22 protein-coding genes are annotated in these 19,990 nt (G+C 70.7%); 21 read left to right on the top strand and 1 reads right to left on the bottom strand.

Annotated elements, in window-relative coordinates; genetic code table 11:
- The first annotated feature begins 21 nt into the window (after positions 1-21).
- The 10 genes from ACNAYW_RS15780 (at position 22) to ACNAYW_RS15825 (ending at position 5,259) form a co-directional block, all read left to right on the top strand.
- A complete protein-coding gene (locus ACNAYW_RS15780; protein WP_415850618.1) occupies positions 22-693 on the top strand; it encodes a phage protease in 672 nt (223 codons plus the stop codon).
- A 2-nt stretch (positions 694-695) separates the two neighbouring features.
- Positions 696-1,142 carry a hypothetical protein gene (locus ACNAYW_RS15785; protein WP_415850619.1) on the top strand — a complete coding sequence of 149 codons (447 nt, stop codon included), beginning with the start codon at positions 696-698 and terminating at the stop codon, positions 1,140-1,142.
- Between the two features lie 25 nt (positions 1,143-1,167).
- Positions 1,168-2,100: a phage major capsid protein gene (locus ACNAYW_RS15790; RefSeq protein WP_068524335.1), complete on the top strand. Its 933-nt coding sequence runs from the start codon at positions 1,168-1,170 to the stop codon at positions 2,098-2,100.
- Positions 2,097-2,594: a hypothetical protein gene (locus tag ACNAYW_RS15795; RefSeq protein ID WP_415850620.1), complete on the top strand. Its 498-nt coding sequence runs from the start codon at positions 2,097-2,099 to the stop codon at positions 2,592-2,594. The genes ACNAYW_RS15790 and ACNAYW_RS15795 overlap by 4 nt, the downstream gene beginning before the upstream one ends.
- Positions 2,594-2,977 carry a hypothetical protein gene (locus ACNAYW_RS15800; RefSeq protein ID WP_114515596.1) on the top strand — a complete coding sequence of 128 codons (384 nt, stop codon included), beginning with the start codon at positions 2,594-2,596 and terminating at the stop codon, positions 2,975-2,977. Before ACNAYW_RS15795 ends, ACNAYW_RS15800 begins: the two co-directional genes overlap by 1 nt.
- On the top strand, positions 2,977-3,306 hold the full coding sequence (locus tag ACNAYW_RS15805) for a hypothetical protein (RefSeq protein WP_415850621.1): 330 nt from the start codon (positions 2,977-2,979) through the stop codon (positions 3,304-3,306). The genes ACNAYW_RS15800 and ACNAYW_RS15805 overlap by 1 nt, the downstream gene beginning before the upstream one ends.
- A gap of 2 nt (positions 3,307-3,308) precedes the next feature.
- Complete coding sequence (locus ACNAYW_RS15810; protein WP_415850622.1) at positions 3,309-3,701, top strand: hypothetical protein; 393 nt, start codon at positions 3,309-3,311, stop codon at positions 3,699-3,701.
- Positions 3,701-3,946 (top strand): hypothetical protein, encoded by a 246-nt coding sequence (locus ACNAYW_RS15815; protein WP_068524330.1) that lies wholly within the window; start codon positions 3,701-3,703, stop codon positions 3,944-3,946. The genes ACNAYW_RS15810 and ACNAYW_RS15815 overlap by 1 nt, the downstream gene beginning before the upstream one ends.
- 77 nt (positions 3,947-4,023) lie before the next feature.
- Entirely contained in the window at positions 4,024-4,839 is an 816-nt protein-coding gene (locus tag ACNAYW_RS15820) for a hypothetical protein (RefSeq protein WP_415850623.1), read from the top strand.
- A 102-nt stretch (positions 4,840-4,941) separates the two neighbouring features.
- Positions 4,942-5,259 (top strand): adenylosuccinate synthase, encoded by a 318-nt coding sequence (locus ACNAYW_RS15825; protein ID WP_415850624.1) that lies wholly within the window; start codon positions 4,942-4,944, stop codon positions 5,257-5,259.
- On the opposite strand, the gene ACNAYW_RS15830 is transcribed toward ACNAYW_RS15825, so the two are convergent.
- A complete protein-coding gene (locus ACNAYW_RS15830; RefSeq protein WP_415850625.1) occupies positions 5,256-5,534 on the bottom strand; it encodes a hypothetical protein in 279 nt (92 codons plus the stop codon). The two genes, ACNAYW_RS15825 and ACNAYW_RS15830, sit on opposite strands and share 4 nt — an antisense overlap.
- Positions 5,535-5,653: 119 nt before the next feature.
- Between ACNAYW_RS15830 and ACNAYW_RS15835 the strand changes: the two genes are divergently transcribed.
- The 11 genes from ACNAYW_RS15835 (at position 5,654) to ACNAYW_RS15885 (ending at position 19,989) form a co-directional block, all read left to right on the top strand.
- Positions 5,654-10,018, top strand: coding sequence for an aggregation-promoting factor C-terminal-like domain-containing protein (locus ACNAYW_RS15835; RefSeq protein WP_415850626.1), 4,365 nt, complete (start codon positions 5,654-5,656; stop codon positions 10,016-10,018).
- 1 nt (position 10,019) lies between these two features.
- Positions 10,020-11,195: a hypothetical protein gene (locus tag ACNAYW_RS15840; protein ID WP_415850627.1), complete on the top strand. Its 1,176-nt coding sequence runs from the start codon at positions 10,020-10,022 to the stop codon at positions 11,193-11,195.
- Positions 11,192-12,958, top strand: coding sequence for a Gp37-like protein (locus tag ACNAYW_RS15845; protein ID WP_415850628.1), 1,767 nt, complete (start codon positions 11,192-11,194; stop codon positions 12,956-12,958). Before ACNAYW_RS15840 ends, ACNAYW_RS15845 begins: the two co-directional genes overlap by 4 nt.
- Entirely contained in the window at positions 12,958-13,326 is a 369-nt protein-coding gene (locus ACNAYW_RS15850) for a hypothetical protein (RefSeq protein WP_415850629.1), read from the top strand. The genes ACNAYW_RS15845 and ACNAYW_RS15850 overlap by 1 nt, the downstream gene beginning before the upstream one ends.
- Entirely contained in the window at positions 13,319-13,735 is a 417-nt protein-coding gene (locus tag ACNAYW_RS15855; RefSeq protein WP_415850630.1) for a hypothetical protein, read from the top strand. Before ACNAYW_RS15850 ends, ACNAYW_RS15855 begins: the two co-directional genes overlap by 8 nt.
- On the top strand, positions 13,732-16,389 hold the full coding sequence (locus tag ACNAYW_RS15860; protein WP_415850631.1) for a hypothetical protein: 2,658 nt from the start codon (positions 13,732-13,734) through the stop codon (positions 16,387-16,389). The genes ACNAYW_RS15855 and ACNAYW_RS15860 overlap by 4 nt, the downstream gene beginning before the upstream one ends.
- Positions 16,386-16,580 carry a hypothetical protein gene (locus ACNAYW_RS15865; RefSeq protein WP_415850632.1) on the top strand — a complete coding sequence of 65 codons (195 nt, stop codon included), beginning with the start codon at positions 16,386-16,388 and terminating at the stop codon, positions 16,578-16,580. The genes ACNAYW_RS15860 and ACNAYW_RS15865 overlap by 4 nt, the downstream gene beginning before the upstream one ends.
- Positions 16,577-17,482, top strand: coding sequence for a glycine-rich domain-containing protein (locus ACNAYW_RS15870; RefSeq protein ID WP_415850633.1), 906 nt, complete (start codon positions 16,577-16,579; stop codon positions 17,480-17,482). The genes ACNAYW_RS15865 and ACNAYW_RS15870 overlap by 4 nt, the downstream gene beginning before the upstream one ends.
- A 10-nt stretch (positions 17,483-17,492) precedes the next feature.
- Positions 17,493-17,873, top strand: a complete 381-nt coding sequence (locus ACNAYW_RS15875; RefSeq protein WP_415850634.1) for a phage tail fiber protein — start codon at positions 17,493-17,495, stop codon at positions 17,871-17,873.
- 193 nt (positions 17,874-18,066) lie between these two features.
- The gene (locus ACNAYW_RS15880; RefSeq protein ID WP_415850635.1) at positions 18,067-18,858 is read left to right on the top strand and encodes a hypothetical protein; all 792 of its coding nucleotides are present in this window, start codon (positions 18,067-18,069) and stop codon (positions 18,856-18,858) included.
- Positions 18,859-18,876: 18 nt separating this feature from the next.
- Entirely contained in the window at positions 18,877-19,989 is a 1,113-nt protein-coding gene (locus ACNAYW_RS15885) for an N-acetylmuramoyl-L-alanine amidase (protein ID WP_415850636.1), read from the top strand.
- Position 19,990: the final 1 nt, after the last annotated feature.

The raw sequence follows: 19,990 nt of genomic DNA on the forward strand, positions 1-19,990 counted from the left end.
CCCACGACAGAAGGAGAAACCATGGCGACTCAGCGTATTGCTGCCGCCGAGGCTTCCGGCGACGCGACCAGCGGCGGGGGCCTGACCGACGACCAGAAGGCGAAGCTCCGCGAGGTGCTCGGCCTCACGGACGCCGCCGACGACGCAACCTTCGCGGCCGCCCTCGAGGCGCTCGTGAAGAAGGCGCAGGCCGACGCCGGCGAGGACGCCGCGGATGGCGGCGCCGACGAGGGCACCGAGGCCGCGCCCGCGGATGGCGGCGCCGACGAGGGCACCGAGGCCGCGCCCGCGGACCCCGCCCCGGCCGAAGGTGCGCCCGAGGAGGACCCGGCCAAGAAGAAGGTCGCCGCCTCCACCGGCACGCAGGCCCCGGAGACGGTGACCGTCGACGCCGAGCAGTGGAACCAGGTCCAGCAGTTCATGGCCTCGGCCCGCCAGCGCGAGGAGGCCGAGCAGGTCAAGCGCGCCGACGACATGGTCGACGCCGCGTTCCGCGCCGGGAAGATCGGCAAGCCGTCCGTGTCTGCGTACAAGGGCATGGCCCGCAGCGACTACGAGGGCACCAAGAAGGTCCTCGACACCCTCGCCGCCTCGTCGGCGTTCCCCGTCAGCGAGCTCGGCCACAGCGTCGACGTCGCCGACGCCCCCGAAGACGTCCGCGACAACGCGGTCTACAAGGCCTGGGAGGTCTGATCATGTCCGGCATCGCACAGTTCACGCAGGGCGGCCCCCGCACCTTCGTCCCGGCCAGCGGCGAGGTCATCCTCGGCGGCCAGCTCGTCGAGGCCCGCGGCAGCGGGCGCATCGGTGTCGCCGCCGCCGGGTCCGCGAAGGTCCTCGGCGTCGCGCTCACCGACGCCGTCGCCCCGGAGGGCTTCCCGCCCGCCAACACCACCGACACGCTCGGCCGCCCGGTCGTCTCGGCCGTCCCGATCCCGACGTCCGTCGCCGTCGCCTACGCCGGCACCGAGGTCAAGGTGAAGTACAGCGCCGCGGCGAACTTCGGCGACAAGCTCGTCGCGACCGCGACCGGCACCGTCGCCCCCGCGGCCGCCACCCCCGACGCCCGCACCATCGTCGGCGTCTGCACCGAAGAGTCCGGCGTCGCGGCCAACGCGACCGGCCTGATCCGGCTCGCCTGAGCCCTCACGAAAGGACAACACGCACATGGCTACCAGCATCGTGAGCGTCTCCGACGGGTCGCGCTTCACCGTCTCCGACCTCATCAAGCAGCCCCTCTTCGTTCCGACGAAGCTCAAGGAGCTGATGGAGAACCAGTTCATCAGCGAGGCGCTGTTCCGCAACGCGGGCGCCAACCCCGCGGGCGTCGTCGCCTACCGCGAAGGCGATCCGACGTTCCTCGACCGCGACGTCCAGGAGATCGCCGAGTTCGGCGAGATCCCCGTCGCGACGGGTGAGCTCGGTCTGCCCCGCACGGCGTTCGCCGTGAAGAAGGCGCTCGGCATCCGCGTCTCCAAGGAGATGATCGACGAGAACAACGTCGACGCGGTGAACAAGCAGATGACCGGTCTGCGCAACACGTTCATCCGCGCGAACGACCGCTCCGCGAAGGCGCTGCTGCAGTCCAACGCGGTGCCGACCATGCCTGTGTCGGCCGGGTGGGACACCACGAACGGCAAGCCGCGCACGGACATCGTCCGCGCCATCGAGAAGGTTTCGACCGCCGCGCCGGCCGAGGCCACCGCCGACGAGTACTACGGCTTCCAGCCCGACACCCTCGTCGTGCACCCGGGCCTGCTCGCCACGCTGATGGACAACGAGCAGATCCTCAAGGTGTTCAACGGCAACGTGGCGGGCGAGTCGATCGCCTACACCGGCGCGATCCCCGGCCAGCTCCTCGGCCTCAACGTGATCCAGTCCCGGACGTTCCCGATCGACAAGGCGCTCATCCTCGAGCGTGGCACCGTCGGCTTCTACAGCGACACCCGTCCGCTGCAGTTCACCTCGCTCTACCCGGAGGGCAACGGCCCGAACGGCGGCGCGCGGGAGACGTGGCGCTCGGACGCCTCGCACAAGCGCGCCCTCGGCCTCGACCAGCCGAAGGCCGCGATCTGGCTGACCGGGCTGGTGACCCCGTGACCCAGTACCGGCTGGCCGCCATCGAGTGGTGGCAGGAGGTCGATCACACCACCGTGTGTGACGCCTGCGGCGCGCGCGGCGAGCGGCAGGTTGAGACCATCCGGCACCGTCAGGGCGACGTGGTCGACGTCGACGGTGCCGACGAGGCCCGGCTGTTCGCCGCTGGCGCGCTCGCGCCGCTCGAGGACGAGCCGGCCGAGGACTCGGACGACGACGCCGGCCAGGCCGACGCCGACGCCTCGGGCTCCGACGGGGACGGCGATGCGGACACCCCGCCCGCCGACACCGACGCGGGCGACCAGCCCGCCGAGGACCCCGACACCGACGGCCCGGTCGGCACCGTCGAGTCCGGCCTGATCTCGGCCGAGGTCGAGAAGCCGAAGAAGGCCGCGCCCGTCGACGACTGGCGTGCCTACGCTGTCGCGCAGGGACTCGACGCCGAGGCCGTCGCCAAGATGAGCAAGGTCGACCTGATCGCCAAGGTCGGCGGCTGATGTCCGCGTTCGCCACCCCGGGCGAGCTCGCCGCCCAGTGGCGGACGCTCACCACCACGGAGAACGCCGCGGCCGGCTCCTACCTCGAGTCGGCCGCGGTGCTCATCCGCGACGCCTTCGAACTCGCCTACGGCACCCGCGACGTGCCCGCCGACCGGCTCCCGGCGGCGAAGACGGTGTCGCTCGACATCGCGAAGACCGCGCTCACGACCGGCACCTACGCGGGGCACCTCGTGTACGGGCGCACCGAAGGCCCGCGGGCGAAGTCCGGCACTCTCGCCGCCGCGGGCGGCAGCCTCACGCTGCTGCCGTGGCACCGCGAGCTGCTCGGCCTCCCGGTCAATCCTGAGCCGCGCTACAACTTCCCGGTCGGGGACTACTGATGCTCGGCACCGAGACCGTCGGGTTCGCCCGCTCGCTGGGGGAGGACGACGACGGGAACCCGATCCCGGGTGGCGACTGGACCGTCGAGAACTGCAACGTCCAGTCGGGCAGCGGATCCGAACAGATCGCCGTCGACCGCAACGCGGCGGCGCAGACCCTCACGATCTACCTGCCCGCCGGCGCGCCCGCCGTCGACCACCGCGTCACCCTCACAGTCCGCGGGCTGCCCGGGTGGCGGATCATCGGCGACCCCCTCGAACTCGTCTCCGACGAGGAAGACCCGGACCTCACCGGCTGGGTCCTCATCGTCACTCGCGGGAAGGGCTGACCATGACCGTCCGCGTCCAGGTCGACCCGATGCCCGCCATGCGCGACTGGCTCCGCACCAACATGCCCGCCGCCGGATGGGTCCGCGCGACCCTCCCCGTCGACTGGACACCGAAGAGCGGCGCTCCCGGCGTCATCCTCTCGGACGACGGCGGCCCCGCCGAGTACCCCGTCCGCACGATCCACACTGTGCGGATCACCGCCTGGGGCGCCGACAAGACGACGGTGCGCGAGCTCGCCGCCGAGGCAGCCGGACGGCTCGTCGCCGGCCGCCCGCCCGGCATCGCCCACACGTCGAAGAACGCGGGCGCCGTGCTCGACGCCCGCGACCAGGCGACGGGCGCCTACCTTGCGTCGGTGCTCATCACCACTCAGGCACGGATGAAGGACCTGTGATGGCTGACCCGAAGTTCAAGCTCGACAAGCGCGGCGGCGCCGAGGTGCTCAACCAAATCGCGGCCGAGCAGATCAACGCGCTCGCCCGCCAGATCGCCGCCCAGGCCGGCCCCGACGCCGAAGTGCAGGCGTACACGACGGACCGCGCCGCGGCGTCGGTGTCCGTGCCCGCCTACCAGCAGGCCGCCGACGGCGTGCTCACGCGCGCCGCAGCAGCGGCGGGCGTCGAGGTGCGGCTCAAGTAGCCGCACCCTTCCCTGTTGTCCCCTGACCCCCACCGCCGGTGGGGGTTTCGTTATCCCCTTGAAGGAGGGAAACCCCCATGGCCGAGAATCCCGACGCCACACTCATCCCCGACGAGGCGGAGGTGTGGATCTACCTCGCCACCGCCGGCACCGCCATCGACGAGAGCCTCATTCCCGACGGACCCGACGACGACCTCGAAGCCCTCGGCTGGGACCTGGTCGGGCTCATCGACGCCGCGAAGGGCATCCCCCTCACGCCGTCCGGCGAGCTCAAGGAGTACGACGCGTTCGGCCGCCCGCGGTTCCGCGTCAAGTTCAAGAAGGGCAAGCTGTCCACCGGGTTCACCGCGCTCGAGGTGACCAACCCCGTGGTGCGGAAGATCGTGCTTCCCGGCTCGGCGCCGAACAAGATCGGCGCGCCGAAGGACGTCCAGATCTTCGTGCTGTACCGGTACGTCGACGAGGCCACCACGCAGGGCCAGATCGTCTGGTGCTCCCTGACGAAGGCGCCGGTGCAGCTCAAGAGCCACAGCGGCATCATCGACGGCGAGCTCGCTTCCGCGGAGATCGAGATCGCGCACACGACCGACGCGGCCGGCGACATCTTCATCGTCATCGACGGCACCACCGACGACGTCGAGAAGACGTTCACCATCGCGGCCGGCGTCACCGAGTACACCGTCACCGCGGGATCGGACACCACGGCCGCGATCACCACGAAGACCGCGGCCGCGCTGCAGTCGGCGCTGCGCGCGGTCCCGTCGGTGCAGGCGCTCCCCGCCCCGGGCGTCACGGTCACCGGCACGACCGGCGGCCCGCTCGTCGCGAAGTTCACCGGCCCGATCAGCCCGGTGTCGGCGACCGGCACGGGCGGCACCGTCGGCGTCGCCTGACCCCGTGATCGTCGGTCCGCGCCGTAGGTTCCTCCCTCGGCGCGGCGCGGGCCGGCTTCACCACCTCCTGCCGAGGGAGACGATGCCGAGGGAGGCACAGCCATGTCCGAGAACGATTCCAAGATCCCCGCCCACGCCCCGCAGCCGCAGGACCACAAGAAGAAGAAGTCCGACGCGGCACGCGAGGCCGAGGCGAACGGCGGGTTCGTCGACATCGAGTACAAGGGCCTCGAGCTGCGGGTGCCCGTCCGCGGCAAGGTCCCGCTCAAGGCGCTGATGGCGTTCAAGCGCGGCGACGAGTTCGAGGGCACGCGGATCCTGTTCGGCGACGAGCAGTGGGAGGCCTTCCTCGAGACCGACCCGCTGGCCGAGGACTTCAACCAGATCGGCGCGCTGATCCAGGAGGCGGCGGGAAACTAGTCCGCCTCGCGCTCCTGCTCACCGAGCACGGCGACGAGATCGAGGCGGATCTCTTTCACTACTACCGCATTGACCTGCTCGGCCTGTACCGCGGCAAGCTGTCGCCCCGCCGACTCGATGTGCTGATCACGGACCTGTTGAAGCGCCCGGGCTCCTCGCTGGTCCGGGCGCTCAACGAGGGCCACCCCGGGTGGTCGCAGACCGATCACCTGCTCGCCGATCTCTGGGCGATCATCGTCCGCGCGAACAGCACCGCGGACAGCACCCCCGATCATCCCGTGCGCGCCCTCATGGAAGCGCGCGCTCGCGCCGCCCAGAAGGCCGCGCGCACCAGCGAACTCAAAGACCGCTTCCGGCGGCTCAAGACCAGGTACAGGAACAGGAGGGGGCCGAGTTGACCACCATCGGGTACGCCACGCTGCAGATCATCCCGTCCCTCGACGGCGTCTCGGCGGCGGTGCAGCGCAGCCTCGGCAGCGTCCTCCCCGGCATCGGGCGCGCCGCCGGTCGCAGCCTCGGCGAGGACCTCGCCGCCGGCGTCGACCAGGCCAAGACGAAGGTCGAGGCCGCGTCGGCGAAGATCGTCGCGGCGAACAAGAAGGTCGAGGACCAGGCGGGCAAGGTCCGTGTCGCAGAGCAGCAGCTACAGGCGCTCCGCGACCGCGGTGTCACCGACGCCGGGCGCCTCGCCGCCGCCGAGGAGAAGGTCGCATCGGCGCAGCGGAACCACACGGCCGCGCTCGGTCAGCAGGAGAACGCGACCCGCGACCTGCAGGTGGCGCGGCAGCGGCTCGCGACCGCCCGTGCAGAGTCGGCCAACGCCGCGCAGAACGAGGGCGAGCAGACCCGCCGGTTCGCGGGTGCCGTCGACACCGTCGGCCAGAAGGCCGGCGGCGCGATCGGCAACCTCAAGAACCTCGCGGTCGCCGCCGCCGGCATCGGCTCGGCCATGGAGATCGCCTCCGCGGCGATGGACATGCAGGGCGCCACCGCGAAGATGAACGCCTCCCTCGGCGCGACGGGGCCGCTGGCCGAGGAGTACGGCAAGACCGCCGCGTCGCTGTACGGCAAGGGGTTCGGCGCCTCGATGGAGGACGTCACCAAGGCCGTCGAGTCCGTCGCGACGACGTTCCCCACCCTCGGCGCCGAGGGTGAAGTCGCCATGGACAAGGCCGCTGGCCGCGCCCTGAACCTCGCGAAGGTCTTCGACATCGACGTCGCCGAGGCTTCGCAGACGGCGTCGCAGCTCATCACGAACGGGCTCGCGAAGGACAGCACGCAGGCGATGGACATGCTGACCGCCGCGTTGCAGCGCGTGCCCGCCGCGATGCGTGGCGAGCTCCCCGAGGTGCTCAACGAGTACGGCAAGCACTTCCAGACCTTCGGGCTGTCGGGTCAGGCCGCGATGGGCCTCATCGTCGACATGGCGCCGCAGGGGAAGATCGCGCTCGACAAGACCGGCGACGCGATCAAGGAGCTGTCGATCCGCGCGACCGATGGGTCGAAGTCGACGACGGCCGCGTTCGAGGCCATCAAGGTCGACGGCGACGCCATGGCGAAGGCCATCGCGTCCGGCGGCCCGCAGTCGCAGGCTGCGATGCAGGAGATCGCGAAGGGGCTTCTCTCGATCCAGGATCCGGCCGATCGCGCGCAGGCGGCGATCGCCCTGTTCGGCACTCCGCTCGAGGACCTCGGCGTCGACAAGGTCCCGCAGTTCCTCACCGCCCTGTCGGGGTCGTCGAAGTCGATGACCGACACGGCGGGCGCCGCCGACCAGCTCGGCGAGACGCTCAACGACACCGCGCAGTCGAAGCTGACCGCGCTGAGCCGCGGGATCCAGACCGGCCTGGTCGAAGGCCTCGGCTCCGCGATCGGGTTCATCCAGGAGAACAAGCAGCTCCTCGGCGATCTCGGCATCGCGGCGGGCGTCGCGGGCGGCGCGCTGCTCATCATGGCCGGCCCGGCGGTGCTCACCGCGATCAAGACGATGGTCACCTCGACCCGGGTGTGGACCGCGGGGCAGTGGCTCCTCAACGCCGCGCTGAGCGCGAACCCAATCGGCATCGTGGTGACCGCGATCGCCGCGCTCGTCGCCGGCATCGTCATCGCCTACCGCAACAGCGAGACCTTCCGCGACATCGTCGCCGGCGCGTGGAACTGGATCAAGGACGCCGCGTCGGCGGTCGTCTCGTGGTTCACCGACACCGCGTGGCCGTTCCTGCAGGGCGCCATCGACAACATCGGCGAGAAGTGGCAGTGGCTCGTCTCGGTCGCCCAGGCGGTGTGGGACGGGGTCCGGGACAAGTTCAACGGCATGGTCACCTTCGTCACCAGCCTCCCCGAGAAGATCAAGGCCGCCGCCACCGGAATGTGGGATGGGATCCGCGACGCCTTCAAGGGCGCGATCAACTGGATCATCCGGGCGTGGAACAGCATCGAGTTCAAGATCCCCGGGTTCAAGGTCGGCCCCGTCGGCTACGACGGATTCACCCTCGGCGTGCCCGACATCCCCGAGTTCGCCCAGGGCGGCTGGACTGGCCCAGGCGGCAAGTACGACATCGCCGGCATCGTCCACGCCGACGAGTTCGTGCTCTCGAAGCGCGCCCGCGCGGCGATCGAGGGCACCAACCCCGGCCTCCTCGACTTCATGAACGCGACCGGGCAGGTCCCCGGCTACGCAGACGGCGGCAAGGTCGAGAGCTACGGGCTCCCCGCCAACGCGAACAGCGGCGGCTACGGCGGCAAGGGCGTCGAGTTCCCCGAGTGGCTGCTCGCGCTCGGCCGGCAATTCAACGTCAAGCCCAGCACCTACGAGAACCACCAGACCGGTGAGGGATCCGGCGGCGCGGCATACGGGTACGCGCCGAACCCGCAGGGCCTCAACCGCGGCGTCGACTGGTCCGGCACGGTCGCCGACATGCAGCGGTTCGCCGACCACCTGATGACGATCGCGCCGTCGCAGACCGGCCTCGAGCAGGTCATCTGGTGGAACCCCGAGACCGGCCAGAAGGCCGGATGGGCCGGGCGTCGCAACGTCACCAGCGACTCGTACTACGACTACCCGCAGGGCTACCCCGACCACCGGGACCACGTGCACACGCGGTTCGCCTCCGCGGTCGGCGCCGACGCCGGCACCACGACGACAACCACGGACACGGGCGCAGGCGCCTCGCCGATCTCCGCGGCCGCCAGCACCACCAGCACCGCGGTCGCGGACTACACCGGCCTCACCGGCGACGCCCTCAAGACCAAGTACGACGAGGACACCGCAGCCGCCAAGGCCGAGTACGACACCGCGCTCGACGCGCTCAAGGCGAAGTACGGCATCGGCGGCGGCTCGTCCGCGCTGTCCGACCGAGCCCGCGACCTCGCCAAGCGCAAGCGCGACCTCGCGGCCCAGTACCGCAACGACAAGGACGCGGCGAAGGGCGACAAGGACAAGCTCAAGCAGCTCGCCGACGCCTACACCGCCGCGTCGAACGCGCTCAAGGACGAGGGCGACCAGCTCGCCGACGACAAGGACACCGCGTCGTCGAAGAAGACCGGCGACAAGGCCGCCTACGACGCCGCGAAGGACGAGCTCGACGCAAAGTTCAAGGCCGCCACCGACGCCCGCAAGAAGGCGTACGAGGCCGCGAAGGGCGACGGGAAGGGCACCGGCACGGGCACGGGATCCGGGTCGGGCAGCTACCCGACCACGATCTCCGGGTGGGCCGGATTCATCGGCGAGCACTTCGTCGGCGGCCAGATCAAGTCGCTGCTCTCCGTCTTCGGGATCCCCGACAACCCGAGCTGGATGCAGGGCCTCGGCCAGCTCGTCGGCGGGATCAAGGTCTCCGACAAGAACGGCAAGTCGCTGTTCGACGGGAGCAACCCGCTCGCCGCGCTGACCGGCGCGGCCGACGGCAAGACGACCACGCCCGCCACGGCGGCTTCCAGCACCGGCACCGACAGCAAGACGGTGATGCCGGGCGGCGCGCTGCCCCTCACCGGCCAGCAGGCCACCCCAGCGCAGCCCGCCACCGAGACCCTGACGAGCACCCTGTCGGCGCCGCCCGCGAAGTACAAGGGCGGCAGCCAGCCGATCTACGACGCGGTCTACAAGGAGTTCCGCGCCGCCGGATTCACCGACGCCATGTGGCCCGACTTCGTGAACATCGAGAACAACGAGGCCGCGTGGGACCCCGAGGCCCGCAACCCAAGCTCGGACGCCTACGGCTTCGCGCAGTTCCTCGGCAAGGGCAACGTCGACAAGTACCTCGGCGGCCAGAACCGCAACGTCCCCGTCGACGTCCAGGCGCGCGGGATGATGCAGTACCTCAAGGACCGGTACGAGAACCCCACCAAGGCATGGGAGTTCTGGCAGAAGAACGGCTGGTACGCCGAAGGCGGGCACACCGGCCCCGGCGGCAAGTACGACATCGCCGGCATCGTCCACGCCGACGAGTTCGTGCTCTCGAAGTGGGCGCGCGGCTCCATCGAGCGCAAGGCGCCCGGGCTCCTCGACCGCATGAACGCGACCGGGCAGGTCCCCGGGTACGCCGAGGGCGGCCGAGTCGGGTTCTCGCTGGACTGGACCGACATCGCCCGCCGCGGCATGGACGTCGCTATGGCGACGGTCCAGGGGCAGACCGGGAAGAAGCTCCCGGCCGGCGGGCAGGTCGTCTACAACATCGCGGCCCGGGACACCGAGGACGCATTCATCCGTGCACAGCGGCAAGAGAAAGAGCGTGCCGCAGCCAAGCTTTCGAGGTTCTGACATGCCAGTTGCAACGATCACCCTCGAGTCGCTCCTCCACGGCGAGGTCGTCGACACCGTCGTCGTCTCCTCATCGAACGACGACTTCCTCGAGGGCGACATCATCCTCGACACCGAACCCGACGGGATCTACGACGCCGCGTTCACCGCGCGCACCGTCACCGCCGCGTTCGCGCCCGGCGGCCGCATCATCGGCGACTCGATCCCGATCCGCGAGCTCACGCTCCCGTTCCACCTCACGCCCGCGTCCCGGCCGCGGTTCCAACGCCTGTGGGGCACACCGGGGAACTTCCGCAAGGTCCGGTACCACTACGACGGGCCGAGCGGCCGCCGGTCGCTCACGCTGCGCCTGTCGAAGCAGGTCGCCTACCAGACGGAGGACGGGTTCGACGCCGCCATCGACGACGCCTACCACGCGGTCGCGGTCGCGCTGGCCGTGAACCCAATGTTCGAGGGCGTCGAGGATGTCCAGGCGTGGACCAACCCCGACGACCGCTTCACCGTCAAGATCACCGCGACGGGCGGCACATTCACCCTCACGTTCGGCGGCAACACCACCGCGGGGATCACGTACAACGCCGCGCCGGCCGCCGTGCAGTCCGCCCTCGAGGCCCTGCCGAACGTCGGCGCAGGGAAGGTCACCGTCACCGGCACCGCGGGGAACTACCTCGTCGTGTTCGCCGTCGGCACCAACGGCGTGCTCACCGGCTCGGCGTCGAACCTCACCGGCCTCGGCAAGGAGGTCGACATCGACTACGCGCCGAACACCGGCTGGTTCGAGGTGTGGAACCCCACCGACCAGGACCTGTGGCCCGAGTGGGAGCTCGACCCGGCGAAGGAGTGGCAGTTCCCCGACTTCGCGTTCAACGGCGCCGAGCGTAAGTGGAACCGGCCCATCGGGTCCGACGCCGCGCGGATGATCGTGACCCCGGAGCTGACGCAGATGCTCAGCATCATGTCCGACCCGCTGATGGACACGTACGTGTCGGCGGACCTGTCCAACGCCGCCGGTCTGTTCAACGGCGTCGAGCCGGTCTACCCGGTGCCGCAGTACACCGGCACCGCCGACGACCCGATCCTGATGCCGGTGGTGTGCCGCGGCCCGGCCGGCGCGAAGGCGTCGCTGTCGATGCGGCGGTTCTGGTCGGCCGAGAGCGGACTCGAGGCCGCAGCATGACGACCGCGACGTACGCCGAGCCGTACACCGGCACCGACCACGCCGACTTCCGCGAGTGGGCGCGCGAGCTCCGCGACTACCGCATCGAGCGCGCCTACGACCGCCCCGTCATCGAGCTGTACGACGGCAACTGGGTCTTCCGCGGCCGCGTCTACGGCGAGCTCGGCGGCAGCTTCGGCCTGATCGTCAACGAGACCGGCACCATCCAACTGCGGCTGCCGATCGACCTCGACGACCGCCGCGGCACCTGGGCCGCGTTCTGGGCGCTCGACGAGGAAGCCCGCGGCACCAGCAACATCCACGTCATCATCGAGACGATGGGCGCCCGCATCGCCGGGCGCATGAAGCCCAAGGACGGCGTCACCCTCACCCGCAGCGACCAGGGCGACGAGGTCACGATCGACTTCCTCGAAGACACCGAGGAGTTCAAATACATTCACACCGCGGGGAATCCGTTCCTGCCGATCAGCCTGATCCAGCAGCCGAAGGCGTGGATGCTGCCGCTGCAGGCCGACCACGGGCTGCTGCTGACCCTCGCCGCGAACATGCCGCGACTGCAGCTCGCGAACATCAACGTCGACGGCATCATGAAGCTGCTCAACCCCGCGAACTGGACGATCGAGGGCGCGCTCGACGGTCTGCTCCACCTGTGGCACGAGTCGCAGATCGTTATCATGCCGCGCCATTTCGGGGACTCGGTTGCGCCGCTCGCGCTCATCGTCGGCAGCATCAACACCTCGTGGTTCGACGTGGCCGCGCCGATCCTCGAAGACGCCGAGCTGCAGATCGTCACCCGCCGCTGGAAGAACGGCGACCCTGAGCCGTGGCCCGGCGCCGGCACCAACTGGCGGCAGGGGCAGCTGTTCGTCGGCATCGAGGACAAGTCGGCGTTCCGCAAGGGCACCAGCATCGGCGGCAACCTCCTCACCGGCTTCACGCGCACCATCGCCGACGTCCTGTCGAACCACGTCGAGGACAGCTACGACCTGTTCACCGGCGAGACGATCGACGAGACCGGCTACCGGCTCCCCGGCAAGCTGTTCACCGCCGCCGAGCACCCCTATGTCGTGTACCGCGACGCCGACATCACCGGCATCCTCACGTCGTCGTTCTCCCGCGGTCCCGGCGGGCCGTGCCGCATCACCGTCGGCGGCCAGTCGATGCCCGGCGTCAACGAGCTCATCAGCGCGCTGGTGCAGTACGGCGGCGACGTCCTCGGCGACAACCTGTCCGCGGCGATCTCGGCCGGCGTCGGGTTCTCCGTGTCCGTCGGCTCCCTCGGCGGCGCGCTCGACTCGTTCCTGAACCCGATCTACAAGGACTCGATCCTCGCGCACATGAGTGTGCCGCTGCTGCTGCGCGCCCAGCGGCAGGGGTGGGGCCACTACCTCGAGACCACCAGCACGAACGTCACGCAGGCATTCACCGCCGCGTCCGTGATGGACCTGCGCGCGCGGCGCCGCGAGACCGACCCCGACACCGCGTTCACGCTGCAGGTCGCGAACGCGCTCCCGTGGCTGATCGGCGACAACGGGTTCGGGCACTGGTGGCTGGGCGACCGCGTCGGCGGCACTTCGAAGTACCTGATGCCGCGGGTGTTCGTGCGCCGCAACCGGAAGCTGTCCGGGTCGTGGGACGGCGGGAAGGGCATCGCCCTCGAGGCCGAGTTCGGTTCGACGCGGAACTCGAAGGACGCCATGGAGCGGATGACCGAGCTCGTCGCGAAGGCGATGAGCGGACTACAACAGATCGGACTCTGGTGATGACCGAACTGACCCCGGAATTGGTGGCCGACGAGCTCGTCGCCGGCCGGCGGGTGCTGTACGTGACGGACTCGCACGCTCGGGACCGTGCCGCGCTCGAAGCGATCCTCGCGGTGACGCCGACGCAGATCGTGACGAAGGTGTACCGCAGCTACGGACAGCACGAGATCAGGTGCTCGACGGGCGGGCGGGTCTGGTTCGTCGCCGCGACCACGTCGGCGGCCCGCGGATGCCAGGCGGACACCCTGGTGCTGGACACCTGGCGCGAGGACGTCCGCGCTTCCGTCCTGCCGGTGCTGTGCGGCGCCGCCGCGCCGCGCCTGTTCGCGCAGCGGCGCCCCCTCGTCGAGGAGGTGCTCGGTGCCTGACGACCTGACCCCCGAGGCCGCGAAGGCCATCGCTGACCAGGTGATCGACGAGACGGTCATCCCGAAGAAGGTCCCCGCCCTCGACGACATCGAAGGGCAGAAGACGGCGCTCGCCGGCGCGCTCGCCTCCGCGCTGCTCACCGCGACCGAGATGCCGATGCACATGCTGCAGCCCTACGTCGCCGATCTCGCTTCGCAGATGGTCGCGTTCGGCGTGCGCCAGACCGACCAGATCGACTCGACCGCGATCCACGCGCCGACGTGGATCACCGACGGCGTCCGGCAGGAGGCCGTGCAGCTCCCCGAGCAGCCGCAGCCCACCGAGGCCGAGCCCTACGTCGCGCGCACCGCGACCGCGCCGGCCCCGCCGAAGAAGATCAAGGCCGCCGCCCGGGCGGTGCCGCTGTGACCACACCCGGCGGCGTCACGAACCTGCCGACCGGCGCGCTCACGCTCGAGACAATGCAGGCCCGCCTGCAGGACATGTCCGGCGGCGCGATGCGCTCCCGCGCCGGCGAACGGTTCCCGTCGATCATGGGCGGCTCGTCGGGCGGCAACCCGCTGCTCGACTACACGCCGTTCGGGATCCTCGTTCGGATCTTCTCCGAGTTCAACAGCGCCGTCGCCAACGCGGACCCCGCGGACATCAACGGCCCCGAGGACCTCCCTGGGCTGCTGCTCAACTTCATCGAGAACCTGCCCGTCGTCGGCGAGTTCGTCGGGCTGCTCGAGGCGATCCTCGGCACCTACGACGGCGACGACGAGGTCCTCCTGCAGATCCAGGCGCTGTTCCGGTTCCTGCGGCCGGACGGCTTCATCGACGCCGGGAAGCTGTTCGGCGACCTCCCACAGGAGATGATCGACCGCCTCCGCGGATTCCTGCAGTTCATCCTCGACCCCTCGTGGCTGGCGAACCTCGTCCCCGGACAGATCGGCTCCGGCTGGTCCAACAACCTGCTCACCAACCCCGGATTCGACGGTTCAGTCTCCCTCGACTCCGACGACGGATGGGAGCACGACGCCACCGTCTTCCAAGGCGACTCGAAGGGATCGGCGCGGCTCACCGCCGACGGTGCGCGCCACTCCCTGTCGAACAAGGTAATCCAGGGCGCCGCGGGGCAGACGCTCCGCGTTGGCGGCTGGGTGAAGTGGTCGGGGGTGACCGCAGCGGCCGGCCGCGCCTTCGCGGTGGAGATCCGTCCGTTCGACGCCAACGGAGTCGAGGGCGCACCGATCGTCGTCGGGGCGATCAACTCCCCGACGGCCTCGGGCGGCTGGCAGGAGATCGTCGCCGATGTGTCCTGGCCGACGGGTGCCGCGTGGATCCGCACGCGCATCGTCGTCGAGGCGTCGGTGACCGCGGGCACCGTGTGGTGGTCGAGTCTGCAGACCCGCAAGGGCGGGTTCATGCCGCAGGATCGGATCAAGGACCTGCCCGACAATCTCGCGTCGCTGTTCGGCAACTTTTTCGGCCTCGGCAACGCGCTCAACGGATTCCTCCGCGGCAATGGCGCACCAACCACGGGCGGCGAGGGTGACAACCTCCTCGAATGGGTGCGGGAGGCGCTCGGGCAGTTCACGGGCCGCACCAACACGACGTCGACCACCGCCGACAAGGCGCAGGGCGTCGGCTCCAACGCGCTGACGAACACCGTGAGCATCCAGGCCCAGGTGCAGGACCTCGTGACGGTGCAGGATGCCGGTTGGACGGCGCGCCCGCTGTGGGCGTCGATGGACTACACCGCCGACGCGACGTTCCCGCTGTACCTGATGCAGCGCAACACGTCCCACTCGCACAGCTGGTCGGGGAGCCTGGGCGGTTCGACCGGCAGCGCGGGCGGCTCGGTGAGCATCAGCATCAGCGGCACGACCAGCACCGAGAGCGCGGGCGGCTCGTCGCACTCGCACTCGTTCAGCGGCAGCGACTCCGAGAACATCGCGCACACGCACTCCCTGTCGGGCGGGACGGTGTCGGGGTCGAACTCGGCGACCAGCGCCGAGTACGGGGCCTACACGTTCACCAGCTCGCAGGCCTACGTCGGGTTCATCCGCTGCGGCAGCGTGCAGGAGAAGCGCCTGTTCAGCTTCCGCGGCTACTACACCGCCGCCGTCGGCGACCTGCGCCTCGACATCTACCGCCTCGACAAGGCCACCGGCACCATGACGCTGCTGCACACCTCGAGCAACCTCGCCGGCGCCCTCACCACGTCGGCGCAGTGGATCCAGTACGTCATCCCCGCCGGCACCGCAGGGATCAACGTGCAGCCCGGCGACATCCTCGGCGTCCAGTTCCGAATCGGCAGCGGCACCATGGCGCTGCAGGGAATCGACAGCCTGCTCACCGACAACCCGCCCGGGTTCCTCCCGCGGCGCGTCGGGATGCTCCGCTCCGGCACGATCACCGCCCCGGCGACCATGGCCGAGAGCGTGTGGAGCGCGGGCGCCGGGTTCGTCCCGTACATCGAGTGCGGCATCGACACCGGTCAGGCATCGGCGCCGCTGTCGATCGCCGACAACTTCGACGGCTCCCTCTCGCGGCAGTGGCTGATGACCGGGGTCAACGAGATCGGCATCGCGTCGAACAACATCGGCATCGTGCAGTCCGGCACCGAGCTCACAACCGGCTGGGCGTGGGGCAAGTTCAACACGCAGCTGCGCACCGACCAATCCGAAGTGGGGATCACGGCCACCGCGACGACCGCCGAGGAACAGGTCGTGTGGTTCAAGGGCAACGGTCCGAACCAGCACGTCGGCCTGGCGGTCTCATCGAGCTACGCCACGCTGTACACGATGAGCGGCGGCACACGCACGAACCGGACGCAGATCCCGATCGGCACCGTCGACGCCGACTACCGCGTGCGGTACACCGCGAGCAGCAAGCTCTTCGTGGTCTACCGCAACAACGTGCAGATCGGCTCGTGGACCGACTCCGGGAACGTCGCCCCGACAGGGCTCGGCAACCGGTTCGGCGGTGTCGGCCTGCACGCCACCCGCGGGCAGTGGTTCGGTCTCGGGTCGACGAAGGCGAGCCCCATCGACAACTGGCTCCTGGCGGACGTATGACCGAGGCAGGCGAGATCCAGGTTCCCGGCGCTCCGGATCGCTACTACCGGGCGGGCGAGGTCGTGAGCCTTCCAGCGTCGGCCGGGAGCATGTACGCGGTCTACGAGGTCGGCGCGCAGATGTGCGTGTTCCGCGACGGCCAGTGGTGGTGCAGCCCCACCGAGCTCGTGGTCGAGGTGCTCGGACTGTGAGCCTCGGGTGGTCCGACGACGGCCCCGCTCTGGACCTCGGCCGCGCACTCGGATGGTCCGACGATGGCCCGACAGACCCAGATCCCGACCCCGTCCTCGGGTGGACGCCCGAGCTCTGGCAGACCGCGGCCTTCTCCGCCGACGGCACCCTCGTCGTCAGCGGGTACCCGCGCCTGTACGTGCCGGGGCCGCAGCTCGCGGCCGACGGCGTACTCACGGTCAGCGGGTACCCGCGGCTCTACGTCGCCGGGCCGCAGCTCGCCGCCGACGGGGTCCTCGCCGCGAAGGCGTGGGCCAAGCTGTACGCCAGCACCGCCGCCGACGGTGACGGTGTCCTCGCCGCCACCGCGACGATCCCCGCGCGCGGCCCGCTCGCGCAATCCGGCGCCGGCACGTTCACCGCGCCATGGTGGGCGCGCTACGCCGACGTGATCCTCCTATCCGGCGGTGCATCCGGGCAGACCGGCAACGGCGCCATCGGCACCGCGGGTAAGGGCGGCAACCCCGGCCAATGGGCCACCACGACGATCGACCTCGGCCAGTACCACGGCCCCTGGTCCATCACCCTCGCCGTCGGCCAAGGCGGCGCGCAGGCCGCGAACAGCGACAACGCGGCGCCGAACCCCGGCGGCAACACCACCGCCGCATGGACCGGCGCCGGATCGCTCACCGCGACCGGCGGATCCGGCACCGTCGCATCAGGCCAGAACGGCGGAACGCCGGGCACCCGCACCTACCAGGGCATCGACTACACCGGCGGCGCGGGCGGCACCGGCAACGCAGGCGCCGGCCAAGCCCCCGGCGGCGCAGGCGCAGGCGGCAACGGCGGCATCTTCGGATCCCGCACCCGCGGCGGCCCCGGCGCGCCAGGGCAGGCGTGGATCGTCTTCCGACAGAACTAGGAGCACCCCCATGGGAATCAAGATCGCCGGCACCCGGCAGGATCTCGCGAACACCTACAAGGCGAAGGGCAGCTACTTCGGCCTCGCCACCGGCAACCCGGGCGACGACGCCTCACCCGAGAACGAGGTCAGCGGCGCGGGCCCCGAGGGCGCGTACGCCCGCGTGCAGGCGACCACCTCATCGGGGACGACCGGCACCGTCCTCTACGGCAACGTATCCATCCACGCGCCGGCCACCGGCAGCACGTACACGGTCACCCACGCGATCATCTGCACCGCCGCCAGTGGCGCCACGATGTTCGACTGGGCGCTCCTCGCCGGTGGCGGCCAGCAGGTCGGCCCACTCGGCGGCGTCATCACCCTCACACAGGCCAGCTTCACCCAGACGTAGAACCGTTACCCCCTCCCGAGCCCCGCGAGCACCAGCCCGCGGGGCTCTCGTGTACCCGCAGGAGCCCCGATGCGCCGCACCGTCAACAGCTCAGCGTGCGAGCTGTTCGCCGTGGTCGCCGTCGCAGTCCTGCGCCCCACCGCGCGCGCTCGCGAATGGCGCACCGATCACCCCCACCAGCCCAGGAGGCACCATGACCCCGATCACCGTCGCGACGGTCCGCGGATGCGGCGAGCCGCTCACTAACCACCTGCTGCTCAACGTGATCCGAGCGCTCCCGAAGGACCGGTTCCGGCACGTCGAGATCGTGCACCCCGCCACCCTCGGCCCGGTCGGCGGGCCGATCAACTCCCCGTCGATGCGCGCCACCATCGAGGAGGGGATCCGGCTCCTCGACGACGCGTACGCCGCGGCCCCGGGCAAGTTCATCGTCCTCAGCTACTCACTCGGCGGGGTCATCGTCAGCGAGTGGCTCAACCGCCGCGACCCAGGCGGCCAAGGCGGCGGCCTTCCGAAGCTCGCGCTCGCCGGGTTTGTCGCGAACCCCGCCCGCGTCGAGGGCCGCAGCTACGGCCGCACCGCCGCCGGGCAGGGCATCTACGCGGCGACGCAGCGGCACCGCCTCGGCTGGGCCGAGATCGCCGCGCCCGGCGACATCATGACCGCCATGCCCGCCGACTCGCCGCTGCGCGCCGGCGCCGGCCTCATCCGCGCCATGAGCCTCGCCGACCCGATCGCGTGGGCCGCCGACGTAGCGCCGCAGCTCGCCGCCGCGCGCCTGGCGCTCCTCGGCCGCGAGCCGTGGCAGGCCATGAACCCGCGGTTCTGGACCCGCTGGAAGGACGCGATCGACGGCATGTACGCCTACGCGCGCCTCGGCAGCCACACCGACGCCTACTTCCGCCGCGACTGGCGGGATTGGCGCGGCCAGCCGATCAGCGGCATCGAGCTCCTCACCCGCGCGGTCAAGACCACGGCCGCCTGAAACCGAAAGGACACCACCATGCCTGATCCGACATGGCTGCCGAAGGTACTGCGCGACGCGGGCCTCCGGTGCGACGAGTTCCCGGGCGCCTACGACCGCGGTCACGGCGACTTCGGCGAGATCTGGGGCGTCGTCGCCCACCACACCGGCAGCTTCGGCGAGACCCCCAACGGCATCGCCAACCATCCGAGCCTCGGCCTCGCGTCGCAGCTCTACCTCTCCCGCGACGGCGTGTACACGTTCGTCGGCGCCGGGATCGCGTGGCACGCCGGCACCGGCTCCTGGCCGGGCCTGCCCGCCAACGACGCGAACCGTCTCACCATCGGCATCGAGGCCGCGAACGACGGCGGCGGCACTCCCGGCAAGCCGCACCACACCCCGTGGGCCGACCAGCAGTACAAGGCGTACGTGCGCGGCGTCGCGGCGATCCTCAACCGCCTCGGCCAGCCGGCGAGCCACGTGATCGGCCACAAGGAGTGGGCCGCCGTGCAAGGCAAGTGGGACCCGGGCGGCATCAACATGGAGATCTTCCGCCGCGACGTCACCGCGCAACAGGCTGACCTCAAGGGCGCCGTGCCGCCCGCGCCGGTGCGCAACGAGATCGACTTCTACGCCACCCAGGCCGGCCACGCGTGGATCGGGAAGCGCCTCACCATCGGCGAGGTCAACGTCGGCAAGGACGGCCGCGGCCGCGCCGCCGAGTTCGAGAACGCCATCGTCTACTGGTCCGCGAGCACGGGCACCCGCGCCGTGCCGCGCGCGGACCGGTCGATGCCCGCCGGCACCTCGGGGCTGCTCGAGGAGTACCAGCGCCGCGGCGGCACCGGCGGCGCGCTCGGCTTCCCGGTGCGCGAGTTCGCGCGCCTGACCGCGAAGGGCGCAGCGTCCGGCGCGGTGCAGGCCTTCGAGGGCGGCGTGCTCTACCGCCGCGACGGCGACCCCCGCGGCGCGGTGGTGCTCGGCGCGATCGGCGCCCGGTGGGGCGCGGACGGCTACGAGCAAGGCCCGCTCGGCTACCCGCTCGACGACGAACAGCCCACCTCGGACGGCGGCCGCGTGCAGCAGTTCGAGCGCGGCACCCTCACGTGGCACCCGTCCGGGGTCACGCGGCAACTCTCCAAGGAGGTATGAC

Origin of the sequence: Tsukamurella ocularis, assembly GCF_965138335.1 — a bacterium.
Lineage (GTDB): Bacteria > Actinomycetota > Actinomycetes > Mycobacteriales > Mycobacteriaceae > Tsukamurella > Tsukamurella ocularis_A.

Coding starts and splice junctions, on each gene's coding strand:
- ACNAYW_RS15880 (WP_415850635.1), top strand. CDS start 18,067: ATGACCCCGATCACCGTCGCGACGGTCCGCGGATGCGGCGAGCCGCTC.
- ACNAYW_RS15785 (WP_415850619.1), top strand. CDS start 696: ATGTCCGGCATCGCACAGTTCACGCAGGGCGGCCCCCGCACCTTCGTC.
- ACNAYW_RS15810 (WP_415850622.1), top strand. CDS start 3,309: ATGACCGTCCGCGTCCAGGTCGACCCGATGCCCGCCATGCGCGACTGG.
- ACNAYW_RS15825 (WP_415850624.1), top strand. CDS start 4,942: ATGTCCGAGAACGATTCCAAGATCCCCGCCCACGCCCCGCAGCCGCAG.
- ACNAYW_RS15865 (WP_415850632.1), top strand. CDS start 16,386: ATGACCGAGGCAGGCGAGATCCAGGTTCCCGGCGCTCCGGATCGCTAC.
- ACNAYW_RS15850 (WP_415850629.1), top strand. CDS start 12,958: ATGACCGAACTGACCCCGGAATTGGTGGCCGACGAGCTCGTCGCCGGC.
- ACNAYW_RS15840 (WP_415850627.1), top strand. CDS start 10,020: ATGCCAGTTGCAACGATCACCCTCGAGTCGCTCCTCCACGGCGAGGTC.
- ACNAYW_RS15790 (WP_068524335.1), top strand. CDS start 1,168: ATGGCTACCAGCATCGTGAGCGTCTCCGACGGGTCGCGCTTCACCGTC.
- ACNAYW_RS15805 (WP_415850621.1), top strand. CDS start 2,977: ATGCTCGGCACCGAGACCGTCGGGTTCGCCCGCTCGCTGGGGGAGGAC.
- ACNAYW_RS15815 (WP_068524330.1), top strand. CDS start 3,701: ATGGCTGACCCGAAGTTCAAGCTCGACAAGCGCGGCGGCGCCGAGGTG.
- ACNAYW_RS15780 (WP_415850618.1), top strand. CDS start 22: ATGGCGACTCAGCGTATTGCTGCCGCCGAGGCTTCCGGCGACGCGACC.
- ACNAYW_RS15820 (WP_415850623.1), top strand. CDS start 4,024: ATGGCCGAGAATCCCGACGCCACACTCATCCCCGACGAGGCGGAGGTG.
- ACNAYW_RS15830 (WP_415850625.1), bottom strand. CDS start 5,534: ATGATCGGGGGTGCTGTCCGCGGTGCTGTTCGCGCGGACGATGATCGC.
- ACNAYW_RS15800 (WP_114515596.1), top strand. CDS start 2,594: ATGTCCGCGTTCGCCACCCCGGGCGAGCTCGCCGCCCAGTGGCGGACG.
- ACNAYW_RS15845 (WP_415850628.1), top strand. CDS start 11,192: ATGACGACCGCGACGTACGCCGAGCCGTACACCGGCACCGACCACGCC.
- ACNAYW_RS15885 (WP_415850636.1), top strand. CDS start 18,877: ATGCCTGATCCGACATGGCTGCCGAAGGTACTGCGCGACGCGGGCCTC.
- ACNAYW_RS15875 (WP_415850634.1), top strand. CDS start 17,493: ATGGGAATCAAGATCGCCGGCACCCGGCAGGATCTCGCGAACACCTAC.